Genomic DNA, 16,558 nt, shown 5'->3' with positions numbered 1-16,558 from the left:
TGTGAACGCGATGAAGCCTCCCGAGAAGGGCCGCCGCACCCAGCTCGAGTTACGCGCCGACTGTCACGCGGCCGTCATCGCCGAAGCCGCCGAGGCAGGCGTGGGACGGCTGGCGATGGAGGGGATCGCGCGGCGCGCGGGCGTCGCCAAGACCTCGCTCTATCGGCACTGGACGACGGTCGAGGAGTTGCTGATCGAGGCGCTGGCCCAGGCGTACCCCGTCGAAGTGCCGTCCCCGGCGGGCGGCAACCTGCGCGGGGACCTGCTGCGCGCACTGGAGCAGTTGACGGAATGGCTGTCCGGCCCGACCGGGTCGGCCACGGCCGCGATCCTGAACGAGCGGCAGCGGCGGCCCGAGCTGGTCGAGTCCCTCTACCGCAACGTCTTCGACTTGCGCGGCGGCCGGTTCACCCGCACCGTGCTCGACCACTACGCGGCGCTCGGCGAAATCGACGCAGCACTGGTCACGCCGATTGTCAGTGACATCGGCGAGGCCCTGGTGATCAAGCATCAGATCGACACCGGGCGCTGGCCCGACGAGCGCGTCAGGACGGCGATCGTCGACGAGGCCCTGCTCCCGGCACTCGGATTCCCATCTCCCATAGCAAAGGGCAAGACGAAATGACAGACGCACCACTGAATTCGATCCACGTCGATTGGGCCGCGATCACCGGCGTCTCGCGCACCACGCTGACCACGCACCTGTGGACCGCGCCGCCACTGCGCCGAAGCTCACCGATCCACGACAAAGCCTTCGACGCGCTGCGCGCGCTCGACGCCGACCTGGTTCGATTCCTGCCCTGGTACTCCCACCCACGCATCGCGGTCGCGGAGCTGGAACCGCCTACCGCGAGCGAAACGTTCTGGAATTTCGAGTTGCTCGATCCGCTGGTCGAGGACTTCATGAACGCCACGGGCGGCAGGCCGGTCGTCGCGAATTTCGCGACCATCCCGGCCTGGATGTTCCGCACCGAGGAGCCGGTCGCCGTGGCGGAGGACCCGGACGAGATCCACTGGGAGTACGAGAGCGGCACCGAGTTCCGCGACCCCACGTTCGCCGAGGTCGCCGACTACTTCTACCGCGTCGCCAGTTGGTACATCGCGGGCGGGTTCACCGACGAACTGGGTCGCCGCCACGAGTCGGGGCACCATTACCGCTTCGCCTATTGGGAAGTGCTGTGTGAACCCGATCTGGGGCACCGGATCGCGCCGGAGGACTACACCAGGCTGTACGACGCGATCGTCGAACGGCTTCGTCCGCTGGACCCCGACATGAAGTTCGTCGGCTTGTCGCTGAGCCACATCCACCGGCGGCCCGAGTACTACTGGCATTTCCTCGATTCGGCCAACCATCGGCCCGGCGTCCCGGTCGACGCGTTCTCCTATCACTTCTACGCGACGCCCGACATCCGCAACCCGTTCGGTCCGGAGGGCAACGCGCCGTACGCGCACTGGCGTGACATCTTCTTCGCACGGGCCGACGGATTCCTGGAGCAGGCGCGGTTCATCGAGGGCATCCGCGGCAGGCTCGCCCCGGCCGCGAAGACCTTCGTCAACGAGATCGGTACTTTTCCGGCTGACGTGATGAATCCGAACCCGGAGATCCCCGAGGAGTACTGGGCACTCAGCGCCGCGGTGCAGTCCTACCTCTGGGCCGAGCTCGTGGCGCTCGGCGTCGACCTGGTCGGCATCGCCGAGTTCATGGACTACCCGGGCATGATCCCCGGCACCTCATTGATCGACTGGGAGACCGGCGCCCCGAACCTGCGCTACGAGGCCCTCGCCTTGCTGCTGCGGCACTTCGGCCCTGGCGACGAATTGGCCGCCGCCACCACCGCCTTCCCCGACCCGCGGATGCACGCGCAGGCTTTCGTCACCGCGTCGGGTGAGCGAAAACTGGTGGTGGTCAACAAGTCCGACGCTCCGCTGACGGTCGCCCTCGCTTCCCCTTCCGCGCCCGTCGGTCTCGAACAGGTCGGATCCAACGGTGCGCGAGCCACGCCGGTCAGCGACCCCGTCCTGGTGCTCGACGGCTACGCTACCGCCGTCGTCACCTGCTGAGAACGAAGGCGGATCGCCGCTGCCTTCGACGCGGTCCGGCGCGCTCGGTCGCGATACGGAGCCCCGCGCGGAAGGAAGTACACACCGCGCGGGGCTCCGAGGCCGTACTACTCGCCCGCGGCTGCCCGGATGATCAAGTCGGTGACCGCGTCCGGCATGGAAACCGAGACCGCATGGGAGGCCGGCACTTCGGCGGTGACGGCTCCGGCGCGTTCTGCCATGAACCGCTGTGCTTCCGCAGGAATGTTCTTGTCCTCGCTGGTGATCAGCGCGAACGACGGGATGTCCCGCCACGCTGCGGCAACCGCGGGCTGCTGCAAGGCGTCGAGGGCGACCGGCCGCTGTGTCGCGGCCATCAGCTCGGCCGTGGCGGCGAGCACGTCGGCGGCGAACTGCTGGTGGAATTCCTCCTGGCGGATGTAGAGCTCGGTGCCGGTGCCGCCGTCGAACAGCGGATAGGAGGCGGGCCTGGTGGTCGGCCCGAGCGTCGATCCGGGGAACTTGTCGGTCAGTTGCAGCGCGCTCTCGCCCTCGTCGGGGATGAATGCGGCGATATAGACGAGCGCTCGGACCTCGGTCTTCCCCGCGGCGGCGACCGTGATGACGCTACCGCCGTAGGAATGGCCGACCAGAACGCACGGCCCTTCGACGGAGTCGAGGACCGAGGCTACATACGCGGCGTCGCTGTCGAGACCGCGCAGTGGGTTGGCGGCCGCGATCACGGAATGTCCTTGTGCGCGAAGGCGTTCGATGACCCCGTTCCAACTGGACGAGTCGGCGAACGCGCCGTGCACCAGCACGATGGTCGGCGCGGGAGAGCTGGTGGGCTCGATGCTCACGAGTGCTTCCTTCGAATTGAAAGTCCGGTACGTCAGGCGGAGTGCAGGGCGGCCCGCAGCGTCGCGACGGCTTGCGCCACCGCGCCTTTGGCCGCCTGCGTGTCGTGCAGCGAGTTCACCATCACGAAGTCGTGCACGATCCCGCCGTAGCGCACCTGGGTGACCGGCACGCCCGCGGCGCGCAACTTGCCCGCGAAGGCTTCGCCCTCGTCCCGCAGCACGTCGGCCTCGGCCGTGATGACCAGCGCGGGCGGCAGTCCGGCCAGCTGCTCGACGGTCGCCCGCAGCGGTGACGCGGTGATCTGCGCGCGCTCGTCCGCACTGGTGGTGTACTGATCCCAGAACCACTTCATGCCCTCGCGGGTGAGGAAGTACCCCTCGGCGAACTGCTGGTAGGAACCGGTGTCGAAGTTGGCGTCGGTCACCGGGTAGAACAGCACCTGCTGGACGAAGGAGACGTCGCCGCGCTCCTTGGCCATCAGGGTCAGCGCGATGGCCATGTTGCCGCCGACCGAGTCACCCGCGATGGCGATCCGGGACGAGTCGAGGCCGTGCTGCGCGCCCTCGGCGGTGACCCACTGGACCACCCGGTAGGACTGCTCGTTGGCCACCGGGTAGCGCGCCTCCGGGGACCGGTCGTATTCGGGGAAGACCACGGCGGCGTGCGTGCCGACGGCGAGATCGCGCACCAGGCGGTCGTGGGTGTGCGCGTCGCCGAAAACCCACCCCGCGCCGTGGGTGTAGACGATCACCGGCAGCGTTTCGGTGGCGCCCTGCGGTTTGACGATCCGAACCCGCACCGAGCCGGTCGGCCCGCCCTCGACGGTGATCCACTCCTCGTCGATCTCGGGTTTGAAGATCGGCGAGTCCTGCACGCCGTCCACCGCTTTGCGGCCTTCCTCGGGCGGGAGCTGGTAAAGGAACGGCGGTTGCGAGGTCGCGTCGACGAACTCTTGCGCCGCGGGTTCGAGCGAGATGCCCAGCGGGTTTCCTGACATGATCGTGCCTCTCTCGTACGGGGTGGGGAGGTGGTGGGGTTCAGGCGGTTCGAGCGATCGCCTCGGTGATGACGGCCACGACTTCGCCGGGATGGGTCTGCATCACCAGGTGTGGTGCGTCGATCTCGACCACCGCGCGGAATCCGGCTCGCTTGTACCCGAAACGTTCCACGTCGGGATTGATGGTGCGGTCGGCGCTGGACACGATGCCCCACGCCGGTTTCGTCCTCCACGCGGCCGCCGAGGCGGGCTCGTTGAACGCGATCGCCGACAACGGCCGCTGCGAGACGGCGAGGACCTTGGCTTTCGCCGGATCGAGACCGGCGGCGAAGACCTCGGGAAAGGCGTCGACGCGCACCGACACGTCCGTGCCCGGCTCGGCGCCCGCGACCGGGTACGGCGCGTAGACGAGGTTGGCCGCCAGGTCCGAGTCGGGGAACCCGCCCTGCAACTGGCCGAGGCTCTCGCCTTCTTCCAGCGCGTAACCGGAGACGTAGACCAGACCGACGACGTTGTCGGCGACACCGGCGACGGTGATGACGGCCCCGCCGTAGGAGTGCCCGGCCAGCAGCACCGGGCCGTCGATCTGCCGCACGAACGACTCGAGGTAGGCCGCGTCCGCGGACAGGCTGCGATTGGATACCGGAGGTACCACGACCCGATGGCCCTGGTCGAGCAGTCGTTCGGTGACGGGGGACCAGCTCGAGGCATCGGCGAAGGCGCCGTGCACCAGAACGATGGTCGGACTTGCCGGGGCGGACATGGCGTTCCTTTCTCCAGCGTCGGAGGGTCGGCGCCGGGGGTGACTCAGTTTCGGCCGGAAGCCCTGCTCGGCGCCCCTCCCCACGGGCCACAAAAGCCTCCGATCAGGACACGGCCTGCTCCATCGTCGGATCCATCCGGGCGGTCGACCGGAAACGCTGCTGGTACTTGCGCGGGGAAATGCCGAGGCGGGCGACGAAAGCCCGGCGCAACGCCTCGCTGGTGCCGTACCCCGAGGCCATGGCGGCTTCCGTCACGCTGTATCCGGCGTGCAGCATGTCCCTGGCCATCCCGAAGCGGATGAACGCGACGTATTCCGCGGGCGAGCGCTCGAGTTCCGCGCGGAACAGCCGGGTCAGATGCCGGACGCTCACGCGCGCATGGGCGGCCAAGGTCTGGACCGTGTGCGGATACGCCGGATCGGCGCAGATCAGGTCGACCACGCCGCGCACGAGCGGGCTGCGCGGCGCCGGTCCGCTCAGCGACGCCGAGAACTGTGACTGGCCGCCCGCGCGCTGCATGTAGACCACCAGCGATTGCGCCACCCGCCGCGCCACGTCCGCGCCGTGATCCTCCTCGACCAGCGCCAGCGCGAGATCGACGCCCGCGGCGACACCGGCCGAGCTGTACAGATTGCCGTCCCGCACGAAGATCGCGTCCGGGTCCACTTCGATCGACGGATACCGCCGCGCGAGTTCGGCCGCGAATTTCCAGTGGGTGGAGGCGCGTCTGCCGTCGAACAGTCCCAGCTCGGCCAGGACGAACGCGCCGCTGCAGATGGACGCAAGCCGCCGGGTGCTGCAGGACAGCAGGCGGGCGGCCGCCAAGACCTCGGGTGTCACGAATTTCCCCGGGGGGAGTTCGCTACCCGGAATCACCACCGTGTCGAAACGACCGGCGTCGGCGGCCGCGCACCTGACCTCGACTCGCGCGCCGATCGAGGTCTGGGCGTCCTTGCCGTCGGCCGAGACGACGACCACCTCGTACCCCGCAAGCGACTGGTTCGCCTCGACGAACACCTCCGCGGGCCCGGCGAAATCGAGCATTTTGACGCCGTCGAAGACCAGAACGCCCACCCGCCTGCGAGGCCGGGTCGCGGAATTGGAAGACATGTCCACAGTATTGTGGAGGCGTGCCTCCAGAACAAGTTGTGTGGGATACCTCGCACGTCGATTGGTACGGTGAGCGCATGGGACGGCCGCGACAGTTCGATGAATCGAACCTGCTCGACGCCGCGACCGAGCTGTTCTGGTCGAAGGGGTTCGACAGCACTTCGGTGGAGGACGTCTCGCGCGCCACGGGCATCGGGAACGGGAGCATCTACGCCGCCTACGGCAGCAAGCGCGGCCTCTTTCTCGCGGCGTTCGAACGCTATTGCGAGGGCCGCGCGCGCCTGGTTCGCGAGGCCATCGGCGCGACGGGCGGTTCGGCGCGGTCCGCGGTGCGCGCGCTCTATCAGGCGATCATCGAAGACTGTGCCGCGCATCCGGATCGGCGCGGCTGCCTGATGATCAACAGCATCGCCCATCTCGGCACCAGGATCCCCGAAGTCGCCGCCATCGGGGCCAGGACCACCACGGCGATGGAGCAGGGCGTCGCCGACCGGCTGCGGCCCGCGATGCGCGGGGCCGGAGACGACGACGAAGCCGCGCTGTCCGCCCTCAGCGCCAGTGTCGTGGTGGTCGCCCAGGGGTTGATCCAATTGAGCCGCTTGGGAACTCCCGCGCAGCGGTTGCACGAGATCGCCGACGTGTCGAGTGCGGCTTTGCCGCGGGCATGGGCCGATCAGCTCGTCCACTGACCCGGGTCATGGGGTGTACCGACTGCCTGACGATCCGCTTCGCTCCGCTCCGACGGACGAGACCGGCTGCCGGGCATCGCATTCGGTGACGCGCGGCCGTAGTTCAGGGAAGCGTGGTGGCGGTGCGGCCATCCGTGACGCGCAGGAGGTCCAGCTTTCCCGCGTCGCTGCTCGCGCCCGCCGCCGTGTAGGTGACCATGCGCAGATCCGCGCCGGGAACGATGAGCACGTCGCAGTCGAGGGTGATCTCACCGACCTCGGGATGCCGGATCGTCTTCCGGTCGCTGCTGTGCTGGGACGCTGTCGCCGTCGCCCAGAGCTGGGCGAAGGCGGCGGAGGTGGTGCGAAGCTCCCGGACGAGGCGACCGAGCCGGTCGTCGGCGGGATAGCGCGCCGCCGCGTCCTTCAGATCGGCGACGATGGACGCCGCGAAGGCGTCTTCCGATCGGTCGGACCGGAAGGGACGTACCGCGGCGCGAGCCGGGCCGGTGCCGAATACGGCACGCGCGAGGTTCCGCTCGGCGGCCGGGACCAGCCCGGGATCACCGTGCAGGGCACTCCACATGCCGTTCCACCACACCAGCGTCCAGTCGGCGGTGAACACCCCGATCGGGACGTCCCCGAGCCGCGCGGCGAGCCGTTGGACGCCAGGGGGCACATGCGTGCCGATCGTCCCGTCCCGAGGCGGCAGGAGCCCCGCGCCGCGATACAGCTCGTCGCGCTCGGCGCGGGACAGCTGAAGGGCGCGGGCGAGGGCGCCGACCACCTGAGCCGAAGGGTGGCGCGCGCGTCCTTGCTCCAGGCGCAGGATGTAGTCGACCGAGAGCCCGGCCAGTTGCGCGAGCTCCTCCCGCCGCAGGCCGGGGGCACGACGGCCCGCGGCCACGACGAAGCCCGCGTCGGCAGGCGACAGGCGATCGCGCCAGCCGCGCAGGAGCTTGCCGAAATCGGAGCCGGAGGTAGCCACCCGTTCATTCTCGCCGCCGCGGGCCGGACCAGCCTGGGTACTGCCGGTCCTAGTGACCGGTGCGGCACTGGTTGCCTCGGGACCGCGCGACGAAAGTCGGAACTGCCCGACCGGGCATGCCACATACCAGTGCAGGAGGACGCCATGCCGTCGACCATTGTGATGACTGGGGCGAGCCGCGGGATCGGCCGGGTGGCCGCGGAGCACATCGTGCGCGAGGCGGGGGAGACGCACCTCGTGGTCGCCGCTCGCGGGGGCGCCGGCGCACGGCTGGCCACGGAACTGGGCGGGGAGGGGCGCCGGGTCTCGCACGTCGCGGTGGACCTGGGCGCACTGGACAGCGTGCGGTCGGCCGTGGACGAGATCCGCACCCGGCTCGACAGTGGCGACCTGCCCCCGCTGCACGGTTTCGTCGGCAACGCGGGAACGCAGTACACGAACGCGCTCACCGTGGGGCCGGACGGGTTCGAGTCCACCTTCGCGGTCAACGTGCTCGCCAACCATCTGTTCGTCCGCCTGCTCGAGGATCGTTTCCGCGCCCCGGCCCGGATCGTGATCACCGTGAGCGACACCCATTTCGGCGACTTCCGGCACAACTTGGGGATGGTGCCGGGGCCCGTCTGGCAGTCCCCGGACGTGCTCGCCCGCCCGGGCGCGTTCCCGAAGCCGCGCACCACCGCCGCCGGACGCACCGCTTACTCGACGAGCAAGCTCGCCGCCGTCTACCTCGTGCACGAGTACGCCCGGCGCCTGCCCGCCGGGATCGATGTCATCGGCTTCAACCCCGGGTTCGTCCCCGGCACCGACCTGGCCCGCGACGCGGGGCCGGTCGCCCGGTTCGCGATGCGCCGCGTCCTGCCGGTGCTGGCGGGTACGCCGTTCGCGACCAGCCGCGCCGCCGCCGGGCGGTATCTCGCGGACGTCGTCCTCGGTGTCACCGCCGCCCCCACCGGCTGCTATGTCGATCGTGGTCGTGTCGCCCGGTCCTCGGAAGAGTCCTACGACCAGCGGCGCGAAGCCGAGCTCTGGGCCGCCGCGGAACGCTTCATCGCGACTTGCGCCTGAGCGACCTGCGCCTGAGCGACCGCACCTGAGCACTGTGGGCGACGGCGCGACGCCGACCGGGTGGACGCGTGGATATCCGACCCCACGAGCCGCGTAGCGGTGTCAGAGGTAGGGGAAGCAATCGATGTCGCGGTGGGTGAAGCACGGCTGCTCGACCGGTCGCAACCAGCGGGCCGGGACCCGCATCGGTTCGACCTCGGGCAGGCGTACGGGCCGGTCCTCGCCGTCGAACAAGGTCCCGCGCACCCGGAACACCCCCACGGGCAGACCCAGCTCGCCGGCCTGCTCCGCGGTCAGCACCACCGCGATGCGAGAGTTCGCGGTGATCCGCAAGCCCTCGACGATTGTCGGATCACTGGTGTCGTCGACCTCGGTGACGGTGAGCCGGAACCGGCCCCCGCGCAGCCACGACCACGCCCAGGTGAGCGAGCCCGGCTGGTCGCGGTCCGGGTACCGAGTGCGCGGCAGACGCTGCGGGACCAGCACCATATAGGTGCACCCGACTTCGATATCGCGGGTCCGCATCTTTTCAGGGTGACTGCCGCACCGGCTCCCTGCAAGCAAACCGGCAAATCAAGCGCCCTGGTCGCTCGGTTGCCGAGTACGGGGGCGGGGCACAGCGGTAGGCGGCACACGGGCGTGTCCCTACGCGGTGTTCCAGGAGGCTGTGGCCTTGCCCCGGCGGCACGAGCAGTCGTTCTTCGAGCGGCCGCGGTGGTCGGTGCGACGTGGCCGGGTCGGTGGGCCGGATGTCGTGCGGCTCCTCGGCCGGTGCCGACGCGGGCCAGCCGCTACCCCTCCGCGCGGCCGCTGGACCGCGCTCGCCGTCGAATGCTGTTCAGGCCGCGGTACGGGGGCCCGCACGCTCCGCAGCTGCTGCTCGGCCCCGGCTTGTGCGGTCGAGCGGATGGCCGAGATCCTCGGCGTATGACGCGGGAGCCGAGCTACTTGCCGGTGATCCGTCCCACGGCGGCATGCACCAGTGGCGCTCGGGTGAACGCCGCTTCCAGGCGGTTCAGTACGGGGGCGAGGGGGCGTGGGTCGATGTCCTGAAGCGCCTCGGTGAGCAAGCTGATGGGTTCGGCGCAGGAGTCGTAGCGGGCACTGGGCTCCTTCTCGAGCGACCGGTGCAGGATCGCGTCCACCTCCGGCGGTATCCAGCGCCTGCGTCCGGAGATCTCGGGCGGCGGATCGTGCAACTGGGCCTGCGCGGTGGCCATGAGGGTGCCCCGGGCGAACGGCGTGTGACCGGTGAGCAGTTCGACAGCCGAGCAGGCCAGCGCGTATTGGTCGGTCGCGGGGGACACCGTGCCCGCCCGGAGCAGCTCCGGCGCGGCGTAGGGCACCGACACCACCACGAAACCGTCGGTCGCCAAAGGACGTTCGGGCCGGTGCAGCCATCGGGCCGAATCGAAGTCCGAGATCTTCACCGTGGCGGGCTCGTCCGTGCCGACGAGCACGTTCGCCGGTTTCACGTCGAGATGGACAACGCCGTTGGCGTGCGCGAAATCCAATCCCGCTGCGACATGGGTCAAGACGTGCAGCACCAGTCGCAGCGTCGGAGGCTTGTGCGCCGAACGCACCAGAGTCGAGCCGGTCGCACCCGCCACGTACTCGTGGGCCGACCACAGCCTGCCGTCGCTTTCCCCATGCGTGTACATCCGCACGATGTCGGGATGCCGCAGCGCCGACAGGATCTCGAACTCGTGCACGAATCTCGCCCTGGCCTCGGGTGACCGGCTGTCCTCGGGCCCCAGGATCTTCAGTGACACCGGCCGCGACGTCTCCGGCTCCTCCGCCAGGTACACCTCGCTGCTGCCGCCGTGACCCAGCGGAGCCCGCACGACGAATCCCGCAAACTGGTCACCTGGTTCGAGCGGCACCGCCTCACCATAGTTCGCCGCAGCCGGCCGCATGCCGGAGTTCGCCCGCGTGTGCCCGACGGCACTGGCGAACCCGGGTCACCCGCGTCGATCCGGCCGCGCGGGCGCTGTCGTTCCGCGTCGCGGCCGCCCGGCCGGGCGGCAACTTGTAGGGTTGGCTCGGCAAGTCATGAACACTGGTTCGGGGGAGCATCGATGCCTTCAAAACCCACCACGCGTTGGCAGGTGAGCGGTTACCGCTTTCTGGTCCGGCGGATGGAGCATGCCCTGGTGCGCCGGGACGTGCGCATGCTGCACGACCCGATGCGCTCGCAGTCGCGCGCCTACGCGGCCGGCCTGATTCTGGGCTGTGTCGTGCTCGCGGGTTGTGGTGTGCTCGCGCTGATCCGCCCGCAGGACAAGATCGACGACAACAAGATCCTCATCGGCAAGGATTCCGGTCAGGTCTACGCGTCGATCAATGGTGTGGTGCATCCGGCGCTCAACCTCGCCTCGGCCCGGCTGGCGATCGGTGACGCGGCCAAGGCGGTCATCGTCAAAGAGTCGGAGTTGTCGAAGCGGCCGCGCGGCACGCTCATCGGCATCCCGGGCGCGCCGTCCGCGCTGGGATTCGACACCAGCGGCAAGGGCCGCGCCTGGACGGTGTGCGACCAGCTGAAGACCGATGGCTCCAACGCCTTGAGCAGTACGGTCGTCGCGGGTGATCCCCGCCTCGGCGACAAGGTGGGCGTGTTGCCGCAGGACCGCGCCCTGCTGGTGCAGGGCAAGCAGTCGGCGTATCTGATCTACGCCAACCGCCGCGCCCGCGTCGACATGAACGATCGTGCGATCACCGACGCGCTGAAGATCCGCGGGATGACCCCGCGCCCGATCAGCCAGGGTCTGCTCAACGCGATTCCCGAAGTGCCGCCCATCGAGCGCCCCAAGATCGACGATCCGGGCGGGTTCCCGCTGAAGCCCGTCGACAACCGCCGCAACGGCGACGTGGTCCGCGTCAGCAGCGCGAACCAGTACTACGTGGTGTTGCGTACCGGGCTGCAACCGATTTCGCCGTTGACCGCCGACATCATTCGCAATTCCAACCCCACCGCGGGGAACTACGAGATCACCGACTACACCCGTTCCAACGCCGACACCACCACCACGCTGCCCGTCCAGGACCACCCGGACACCGCCCCGGCCATCGTGGACATGAAGGATCAGCCGGTGCAGTGCATTTCGTGGAAACCGCTGCCGGTCGCCTCGGACAAGTCCGACGGCACGCGCCATGCCGAGCTCTCGCTGATCACCGGGCGCGCGCTGCCGATCCCGGACAACGCTCGGCCGGTGCAACTGGCCCAGGCCGACGGCACGGGTGGCAACGTCGCCCAGTTCTACACCACGCCGGGATCGGGAATGCTGGTGCAGACCACCGGTATCGAACCCGACAGCCAGCGCAAGGACAGCCTGTTCTACATCGCGGACACGGGTGTCCGATACGGCATCAAGGACGCCGACGCGCAGAAGGCGCTCGGCATGGATGCCGAACACGCGACGCCCGAACCGGCGCCGTGGCCGATCGTCGGACTGCTGCCCGGCGGCCCAGCTCTCGGCCGTCAGGAGGCGATGGTGGCCCACGACGGTGTGGCTCCCGACGCCAACCCGGCGCGACAACTGGTGCAGTCCAAATAGCCGCCGCGCGGACTCCGTTCGCCGGAGGTGACCAGGCTCACGATTAAGGGTCGGTGGCCTGTGAGAAGTGGTCCTGACCAGTGGTTCGCTACCACGTCGCGTGGTCGGCCCGCGGAAAAATGGAGTGATTCGTGTCGGTGCCGACCGGAATACTGACCCGCGCCCGATGAGTTCGAGCAGTTGACGGCGTCTCAACCACTGTGGCGCCGGGACGCGAATCGATGACTGGGCACGGGCCACATGTTCCTGTCGACGACCCACACTCCGGAGGTAACCGATGTCCGCCGAATTATCCGCTCCCGCCTCGGGAGGGCGGACACCGACCGTTATCCGGGTGCTGGTCCTCGCGACCTTCGTGGTGATCTTGAACGAGACCATCATGATCAACGCGATCCCCCGGCTGATGGAGGATCTGTCCATCACCGACCGTGCGGCGCAGTGGGTGTCGACGGCGTTCATGCTGACGATGGCGGCGGTCATCCCGGCCACCGGCTGGTTCCTGCAGCGGGTCTCGACCCGGACGGCGTACACGGCGGCGATGGGTGTCTTCCTGGCCGGCACCGCGCTGTCGGCGGTCGCGCCCTCGTTCGCGGTGCTGCTGATCGGACGGATCATCCAGGCCGGCGGCACGGCGGTGATGATGCCGCTGCTGATGACCACGCTGATGACGGTGGTGCCGGAGCGCGACCGCGGCAGGGTGATGGGCAATGTCACCCTGGCCATCTCGGTGGCGCCCGCGATGGGTCCGGTGATCTCCGGCGCGGTGCTGCAGATCGCCTCGTGGCGCTGGCTTTTCGTGCTGGTGCTGCCGATCGCGGGCGTGATCACCTGGCTCGGCCTTCGCCAGCTGGAGAACGTCGGTGAACCGCAGGCCGGACAGATCGACGTGGTCAGTGTGGCGCTGGCGGCGCTGGGATTCGGCGGACTGGTCTTCGGGCTCAGCCGGTTCGAGAGCGGCCACCTCGCGGGCCCGGCGCTGATCGTGGCGGTGGGCGCGGCGCTGATCGCCGCGTTCGCGGTGCGTCAGCTGCGCCTGCAGCGCACCGGCACTCCGCTGCTGGATCTGCGGGTCCTGCTGGCGGGCACCTACACCAAGGCACTGGTCCTGATGTCGGTGGCGTTCATGGCGATGCTCGGGTCGATGATCCTGCTGCCGCTGTACCTGCAGAACCTGCGCGGCCTGAGTCCCTTGGCCACCGGCTTGCTGGTGATGCCGGGCGGTCTGGCGATGGGCCTGCTCGGTCCGACCGTGGGGCGTCTGTTCGACCGGTTCGGTGGTCGCTGGCTGGTGATTCCGGGCTCGGTCGGGATCGCGGCGTCGCTGGCCGGATTCAGCCAGATCTCGATGACCATGCCGTACTGGCAGCTGCTGGGGCTGCACATCCTGTTGATGGTGGCGCTGGCCGCGGCCTTCACCCCGGTCTTCACCCTCGGCCTCGGCGCGCTGCCGCACCAGCTGTACTCGCACGGCAGCTCCATGCTGGGCACCCTGCAGCAGGTGGCGGCCGCGTTCGGCACCGCTCTGGTGGTGACGGTGATGTCGGCGCGCGCAACTACGCGCTCCGCCGAGGGCGCCGATATCGTGTCCGCCACCCTCGACGGCATGCGCCTGGCGTTCCTCGTCTCGGCGGCTCTGGCGCTGATCGTGATCGTCATGGCGGTGCTGCTGCCGAGCCGGTCCGCCGCCCCGGAAGCGCCGGAAGCAGCCGACGAGCCCGAGACCACCGCCCCTGAACTGGTGAAGGGCTGAACGAAGTTCGGCGTCAAGGATGCTTCGCGTACCGGACCGATTCCGGGTTCGTGCGAAGTATCCGGGCGACGGCGCGGCTCAGGCCGCGCCGTCGCTTGCAGTGAGGCCGTCGCTTGCAGTGAGGCCGTCGCTTGCAGTGAGGCCGTCGCTTGCAGTGAGACTGCGACTTGGGCGAGGCGTGCGGCCCGGCTCGGCGGCGCGCCGTCAGCCTTTCGGCGGCGTCGGCGGGTAGTGCGAGCGCCTGCCGGTGATCAGGTCGCGGATCTTGTCCACCACCGCGGCCACCATGCCCACCGTTTTCAAGGCGGCGGGGCTCGGCGGGGTGCCCGGATGCGGCCGGGTGGGGGCCATGGCTTTGGCCGCGGCCATCTTCTGGCCCAATTCGTTCGACTTCTCGGGTGGTATCGCGTCCGCGAAGCGCGGCCACACCTGGGACTGCTCGAACTCGATGTGCGCGCGAGCCGCCGGAATGAACTGGGTCAGCGCCTGCTCGAACACCTCGCTGCCCGGCTCGCAGTCCTTCAACCGCTGCAACAATCGCTTCGCTTCGCCCTCCTGGGTGATCGCCTGCTCGGCGAGATCGTTGCCATTCGGCACGGTCCGCCGGACTTCGGGCCAGAAGAACTGCTCCTCGATCGCCTCGTGCTGCGATTCCGCGATCACGAGCGTGGTCACCATGTTCCCGCGGGCGCGCACCTCCGCTTCGCCGCTGCCTCGTCCGCGCTCGAGGGACTCGAGCATCCCGAGCACGCTCTCGTGATCAGTGCGTAAGAAAGTCAATGCGTCCATAGCGCTCCTCCTTCTGAGAGTCCCCGAGCCGAAGCTGTGCTCCTTTCGCGAAACGTCGATTCGAGCAACGCACTACCACCAACACGGCATCACAAACCACAGATCCCGACTTCCTGCGGCCGCCCCGGCACATGCCACCGGTCGGATGTGACGGCGTGGGCCGCCGATCACGGCCGCTCGTCGCGCTCGGCGGTACCGGTGCTCAGCAAGGTGAAGCCGGTGCCGCTCAGCAGGCGCTCGTCGAGCAGGTTCCGGGTGTCCACGATCACGGCCCGCTCGACGTCGGCCGCGATCCTCGCCCAGTCGAGCGAACGGAACTCGGGCCATTCGGTGAGGATCGCGATCGCGTCGGCCTCTTTCGCCACCAGATACGGGTCGTCCACCACTCGAACGCCGTCGAGGTCGGGGGCGCTCGATTCCGGAACGCACGGATCGTAGGCAGTGACCGTGGCGTCGTGCCGGGAGAGTTGCCGCGCCACCGCGACGGCGGGGGACTCCCGCAGGTCCCCCGTCCCGGCCTTGAACGCGAGACCGAGCACGCCGACCCGCGTTCCCGACAGGGAGCCGTCGACCGCGCCGGTGGCCGCGCGGCGGATCTTGCGCATCACCATCGCGTGCTGCTGGTCGTTGGCTCGCAAGGCGGCACGGACCACGGCGAAGTCGACCCCCGCGGCCTCCGCGGCACGCAAGAGCGCGCGCGTGTCCTTTGGCAGACACGAGCCGCCCCAGCCAGGGCCCGGCGCGAGGAAGTCCGGACCGATCCGATCGTCCATTCCCATCGCGCCGGTGACCTTCGTGATATCGGCGCCGACCCGTTCGCACAGTTGCGCCAGGGTGTTCACGAACGAGAGCTTCACCGCGAGGAAGGCGTTGCTGGCGTACTTGGCGAGTTCCGCGCTGGCCGAGTCCGACCGCAGCACCGGCGCGCCCGTTCCGGCGTAGAGCGCCGCCACCCGGTCGGCCGACTCCCGATCCTGCTCGGCCGCGCCGACGAGGACGCGACCGGGCCGCAGGAAGTCGTCCACCGCGTGGCCCTCCCGGAGGAATTCCGGATTGCTGACGACCGCGCGGGCCAGACCGGACAGCTCGGGGATGCGCGCCGTGGTCCCCACCGGAACGGTGGACTTGGTGACGAGCACGCAGTCCGGCGGCAGGACGGTGGACAGGGTCCGCAGCGCGTCCTCGAATACGCCCAGGTCGGCCGTCCCGCCGGTGCCCATCGGTGTGGGAAGGCAGAGCAGGACCACTTCGCATTCGTGCAGGGCCCTCGGGTCCGAAGTGAAGACGAGCCGGTTCTGCGCGAGTCCCTCCCGGACCAGTTCCGGCAAGCCGGGTTCGACGATCGGGACCGTACCCGCGCGCAGAGCCTCGACCTTCGACTCGTCGTTGTCGACACAGACCACGTGGTGTCCCAGATGAGCGAAGCACGCGGCGCTGGTGAGCCCCACATAACCGGCGCCCACCACACCGACGCGACTACCCATGGCGCACCTGCTGCCCGAGCAACCCGGCCGCGGCGGTGAGCACATGCTCGGGTCGCACCATGAGCAGGCCGGGATCCGGATACCCGGCATGTGGATCGCCGACGGCCCCGGCCCACAGCGCTACATGGTGTTTCGCATCGGCGGGCGGCCCCCATCGGTGCGGCGGCGTGGGGCCGAACAGCAGGACCGACGGCGTGCCGAAGGCGGTGGCGAGATGCCCCACGCCGGTGTCGCCGCACACGACCAATGCCGCGGCGGCCACCAGCGCGGCGAGTTCCGTCAAGCCGGTGCGTCCCGCGTACACCGCGGACGGCGGCAAACCCGCCTTCTCGGCGACCGCCCGCGCCAACGCTATCTCGCCGCCCGTACCGGTGATCACCACGCGGTGGCCGTCGGCGTCGAATTCCCGTGCCACGCGGGCGAAACGTTCGGACGGCCAGCGGCGTGCGGGATAAGCCGCGCCGGGATGGATCACCACCACGTTCGAC

Annotated in this window: 16 protein-coding genes; 6 read left to right on the top strand and 10 right to left on the bottom strand. The window is 69.4% G+C overall.

Going from position 1 to position 16,558, the window contains the following annotated elements; translation table 11 throughout:
* Positions 1-10: 10 nt before the first annotated feature.
* Together HOV91_RS18390 and HOV91_RS39925 are read left to right on the top strand one after the other, a co-directional pair.
* Positions 11-625, top strand: coding sequence for a TetR/AcrR family transcriptional regulator (locus tag HOV91_RS18390; RefSeq protein WP_174186691.1), 615 nt, complete (start codon positions 11-13; stop codon positions 623-625).
* Complete coding sequence (locus HOV91_RS39925) at positions 622-2,061, top strand: hypothetical protein (RefSeq protein WP_246350371.1); 1,440 nt, start codon at positions 622-624, stop codon at positions 2,059-2,061. Before HOV91_RS18390 ends, HOV91_RS39925 begins: the two co-directional genes overlap by 4 nt.
* A 107-nt stretch (positions 2,062-2,168) precedes the next feature.
* On the opposite strand, the gene HOV91_RS18380 is transcribed toward HOV91_RS39925, so the two are convergent.
* From HOV91_RS18380 to HOV91_RS18365, 4 genes are all read right to left on the bottom strand, one after another.
* A complete protein-coding gene (locus HOV91_RS18380; RefSeq protein ID WP_312884679.1) occupies positions 2,169-2,900 on the bottom strand; it encodes an alpha/beta fold hydrolase in 732 nt (243 codons plus the stop codon).
* 32 nt (positions 2,901-2,932) lie between these two features.
* Positions 2,933-3,898, bottom strand: a complete 966-nt coding sequence (locus HOV91_RS18375) for an alpha/beta hydrolase (protein WP_174186641.1) — start codon at positions 3,896-3,898, stop codon at positions 2,933-2,935.
* 40 nt (positions 3,899-3,938) lie between these two features.
* Positions 3,939-4,661: an alpha/beta fold hydrolase gene (locus tag HOV91_RS18370; RefSeq protein ID WP_174186640.1), complete on the bottom strand. Its 723-nt coding sequence runs from the start codon at positions 4,659-4,661 to the stop codon at positions 3,939-3,941.
* Between the two features lie 103 nt (positions 4,662-4,764).
* Positions 4,765-5,772 (bottom strand): GlxA family transcriptional regulator, encoded by a 1,008-nt coding sequence (locus tag HOV91_RS18365; RefSeq protein WP_174186639.1) that lies wholly within the window; start codon positions 5,770-5,772, stop codon positions 4,765-4,767.
* A gap of 77 nt (positions 5,773-5,849) precedes the next feature.
* Here HOV91_RS18365 and HOV91_RS18360 point away from each other — a divergent pair, with 77 nt between their 5' ends.
* A complete protein-coding gene (locus tag HOV91_RS18360; RefSeq protein ID WP_174186638.1) occupies positions 5,850-6,461 on the top strand; it encodes a TetR/AcrR family transcriptional regulator in 612 nt (203 codons plus the stop codon).
* 103 nt (positions 6,462-6,564) lie between these two features.
* On the opposite strand, the gene HOV91_RS18355 is transcribed toward HOV91_RS18360, so the two are convergent.
* A complete protein-coding gene (locus tag HOV91_RS18355; RefSeq protein ID WP_174186637.1) occupies positions 6,565-7,428 on the bottom strand; it encodes a helix-turn-helix transcriptional regulator in 864 nt (287 codons plus the stop codon).
* A 144-nt stretch (positions 7,429-7,572) separates the two neighbouring features.
* Between HOV91_RS18355 and HOV91_RS18350 the strand changes: the two genes are divergently transcribed.
* A complete protein-coding gene (locus HOV91_RS18350; protein WP_174186636.1) occupies positions 7,573-8,493 on the top strand; it encodes an SDR family NAD(P)-dependent oxidoreductase in 921 nt (306 codons plus the stop codon).
* A 102-nt stretch (positions 8,494-8,595) separates the two neighbouring features.
* Here HOV91_RS18350 and HOV91_RS18345 read toward each other — a convergent pair whose 3' ends face one another.
* On the bottom strand, positions 8,596-9,018 hold the full coding sequence (locus HOV91_RS18345; RefSeq protein ID WP_174186635.1) for a cupredoxin domain-containing protein: 423 nt from the start codon (positions 9,016-9,018) through the stop codon (positions 8,596-8,598).
* Positions 9,019-9,437: 419 nt separating this feature from the next.
* On the bottom strand, positions 9,438-10,376 hold the full coding sequence (locus HOV91_RS18340; RefSeq protein ID WP_174186634.1) for a serine/threonine-protein kinase: 939 nt from the start codon (positions 10,374-10,376) through the stop codon (positions 9,438-9,440).
* Positions 10,377-10,571: 195 nt separating this feature from the next.
* On the opposite strand from HOV91_RS18340, the gene eccB reads away from it, so the two are divergent.
* Together eccB and HOV91_RS18330 are read left to right on the top strand one after the other, a co-directional pair.
* Positions 10,572-12,047: a type VII secretion protein EccB gene (eccB, locus tag HOV91_RS18335; protein WP_174186633.1), complete on the top strand. Its 1,476-nt coding sequence runs from the start codon at positions 10,572-10,574 to the stop codon at positions 12,045-12,047.
* Between the two features lie 277 nt (positions 12,048-12,324).
* Positions 12,325-13,797, top strand: coding sequence for an MDR family MFS transporter (locus HOV91_RS18330; protein WP_174186632.1), 1,473 nt, complete (start codon positions 12,325-12,327; stop codon positions 13,795-13,797).
* Between the two features lie 204 nt (positions 13,798-14,001).
* On the opposite strand, the gene HOV91_RS18325 is transcribed toward HOV91_RS18330, so the two are convergent.
* The 3 genes from HOV91_RS18325 to HOV91_RS18315 all read right to left on the bottom strand — a co-directional run.
* A complete protein-coding gene (locus HOV91_RS18325; protein WP_174186631.1) occupies positions 14,002-14,586 on the bottom strand; it encodes a hemerythrin domain-containing protein in 585 nt (194 codons plus the stop codon).
* Between the two features lie 167 nt (positions 14,587-14,753).
* A complete protein-coding gene (locus tag HOV91_RS18320) occupies positions 14,754-16,070 on the bottom strand; it encodes a UDP-glucose dehydrogenase family protein (protein WP_174186630.1) in 1,317 nt (438 codons plus the stop codon).
* The coding region (locus HOV91_RS18315) for a glycosyltransferase family 9 protein (RefSeq protein WP_174186629.1) at positions 16,063-16,558 on the bottom strand (496 nt) is incomplete at its 5' end. The genes HOV91_RS18320 and HOV91_RS18315, both read right to left, overlap by 8 nt.

It is taken from the genome of Nocardia barduliensis (assembly GCF_013315795.1).
GTDB classification, from domain to species: domain Bacteria; phylum Actinomycetota; class Actinomycetes; order Mycobacteriales; family Mycobacteriaceae; genus Nocardia; species Nocardia barduliensis.
This window is presented reverse-complemented; position numbering and strand designations above follow the sequence as displayed.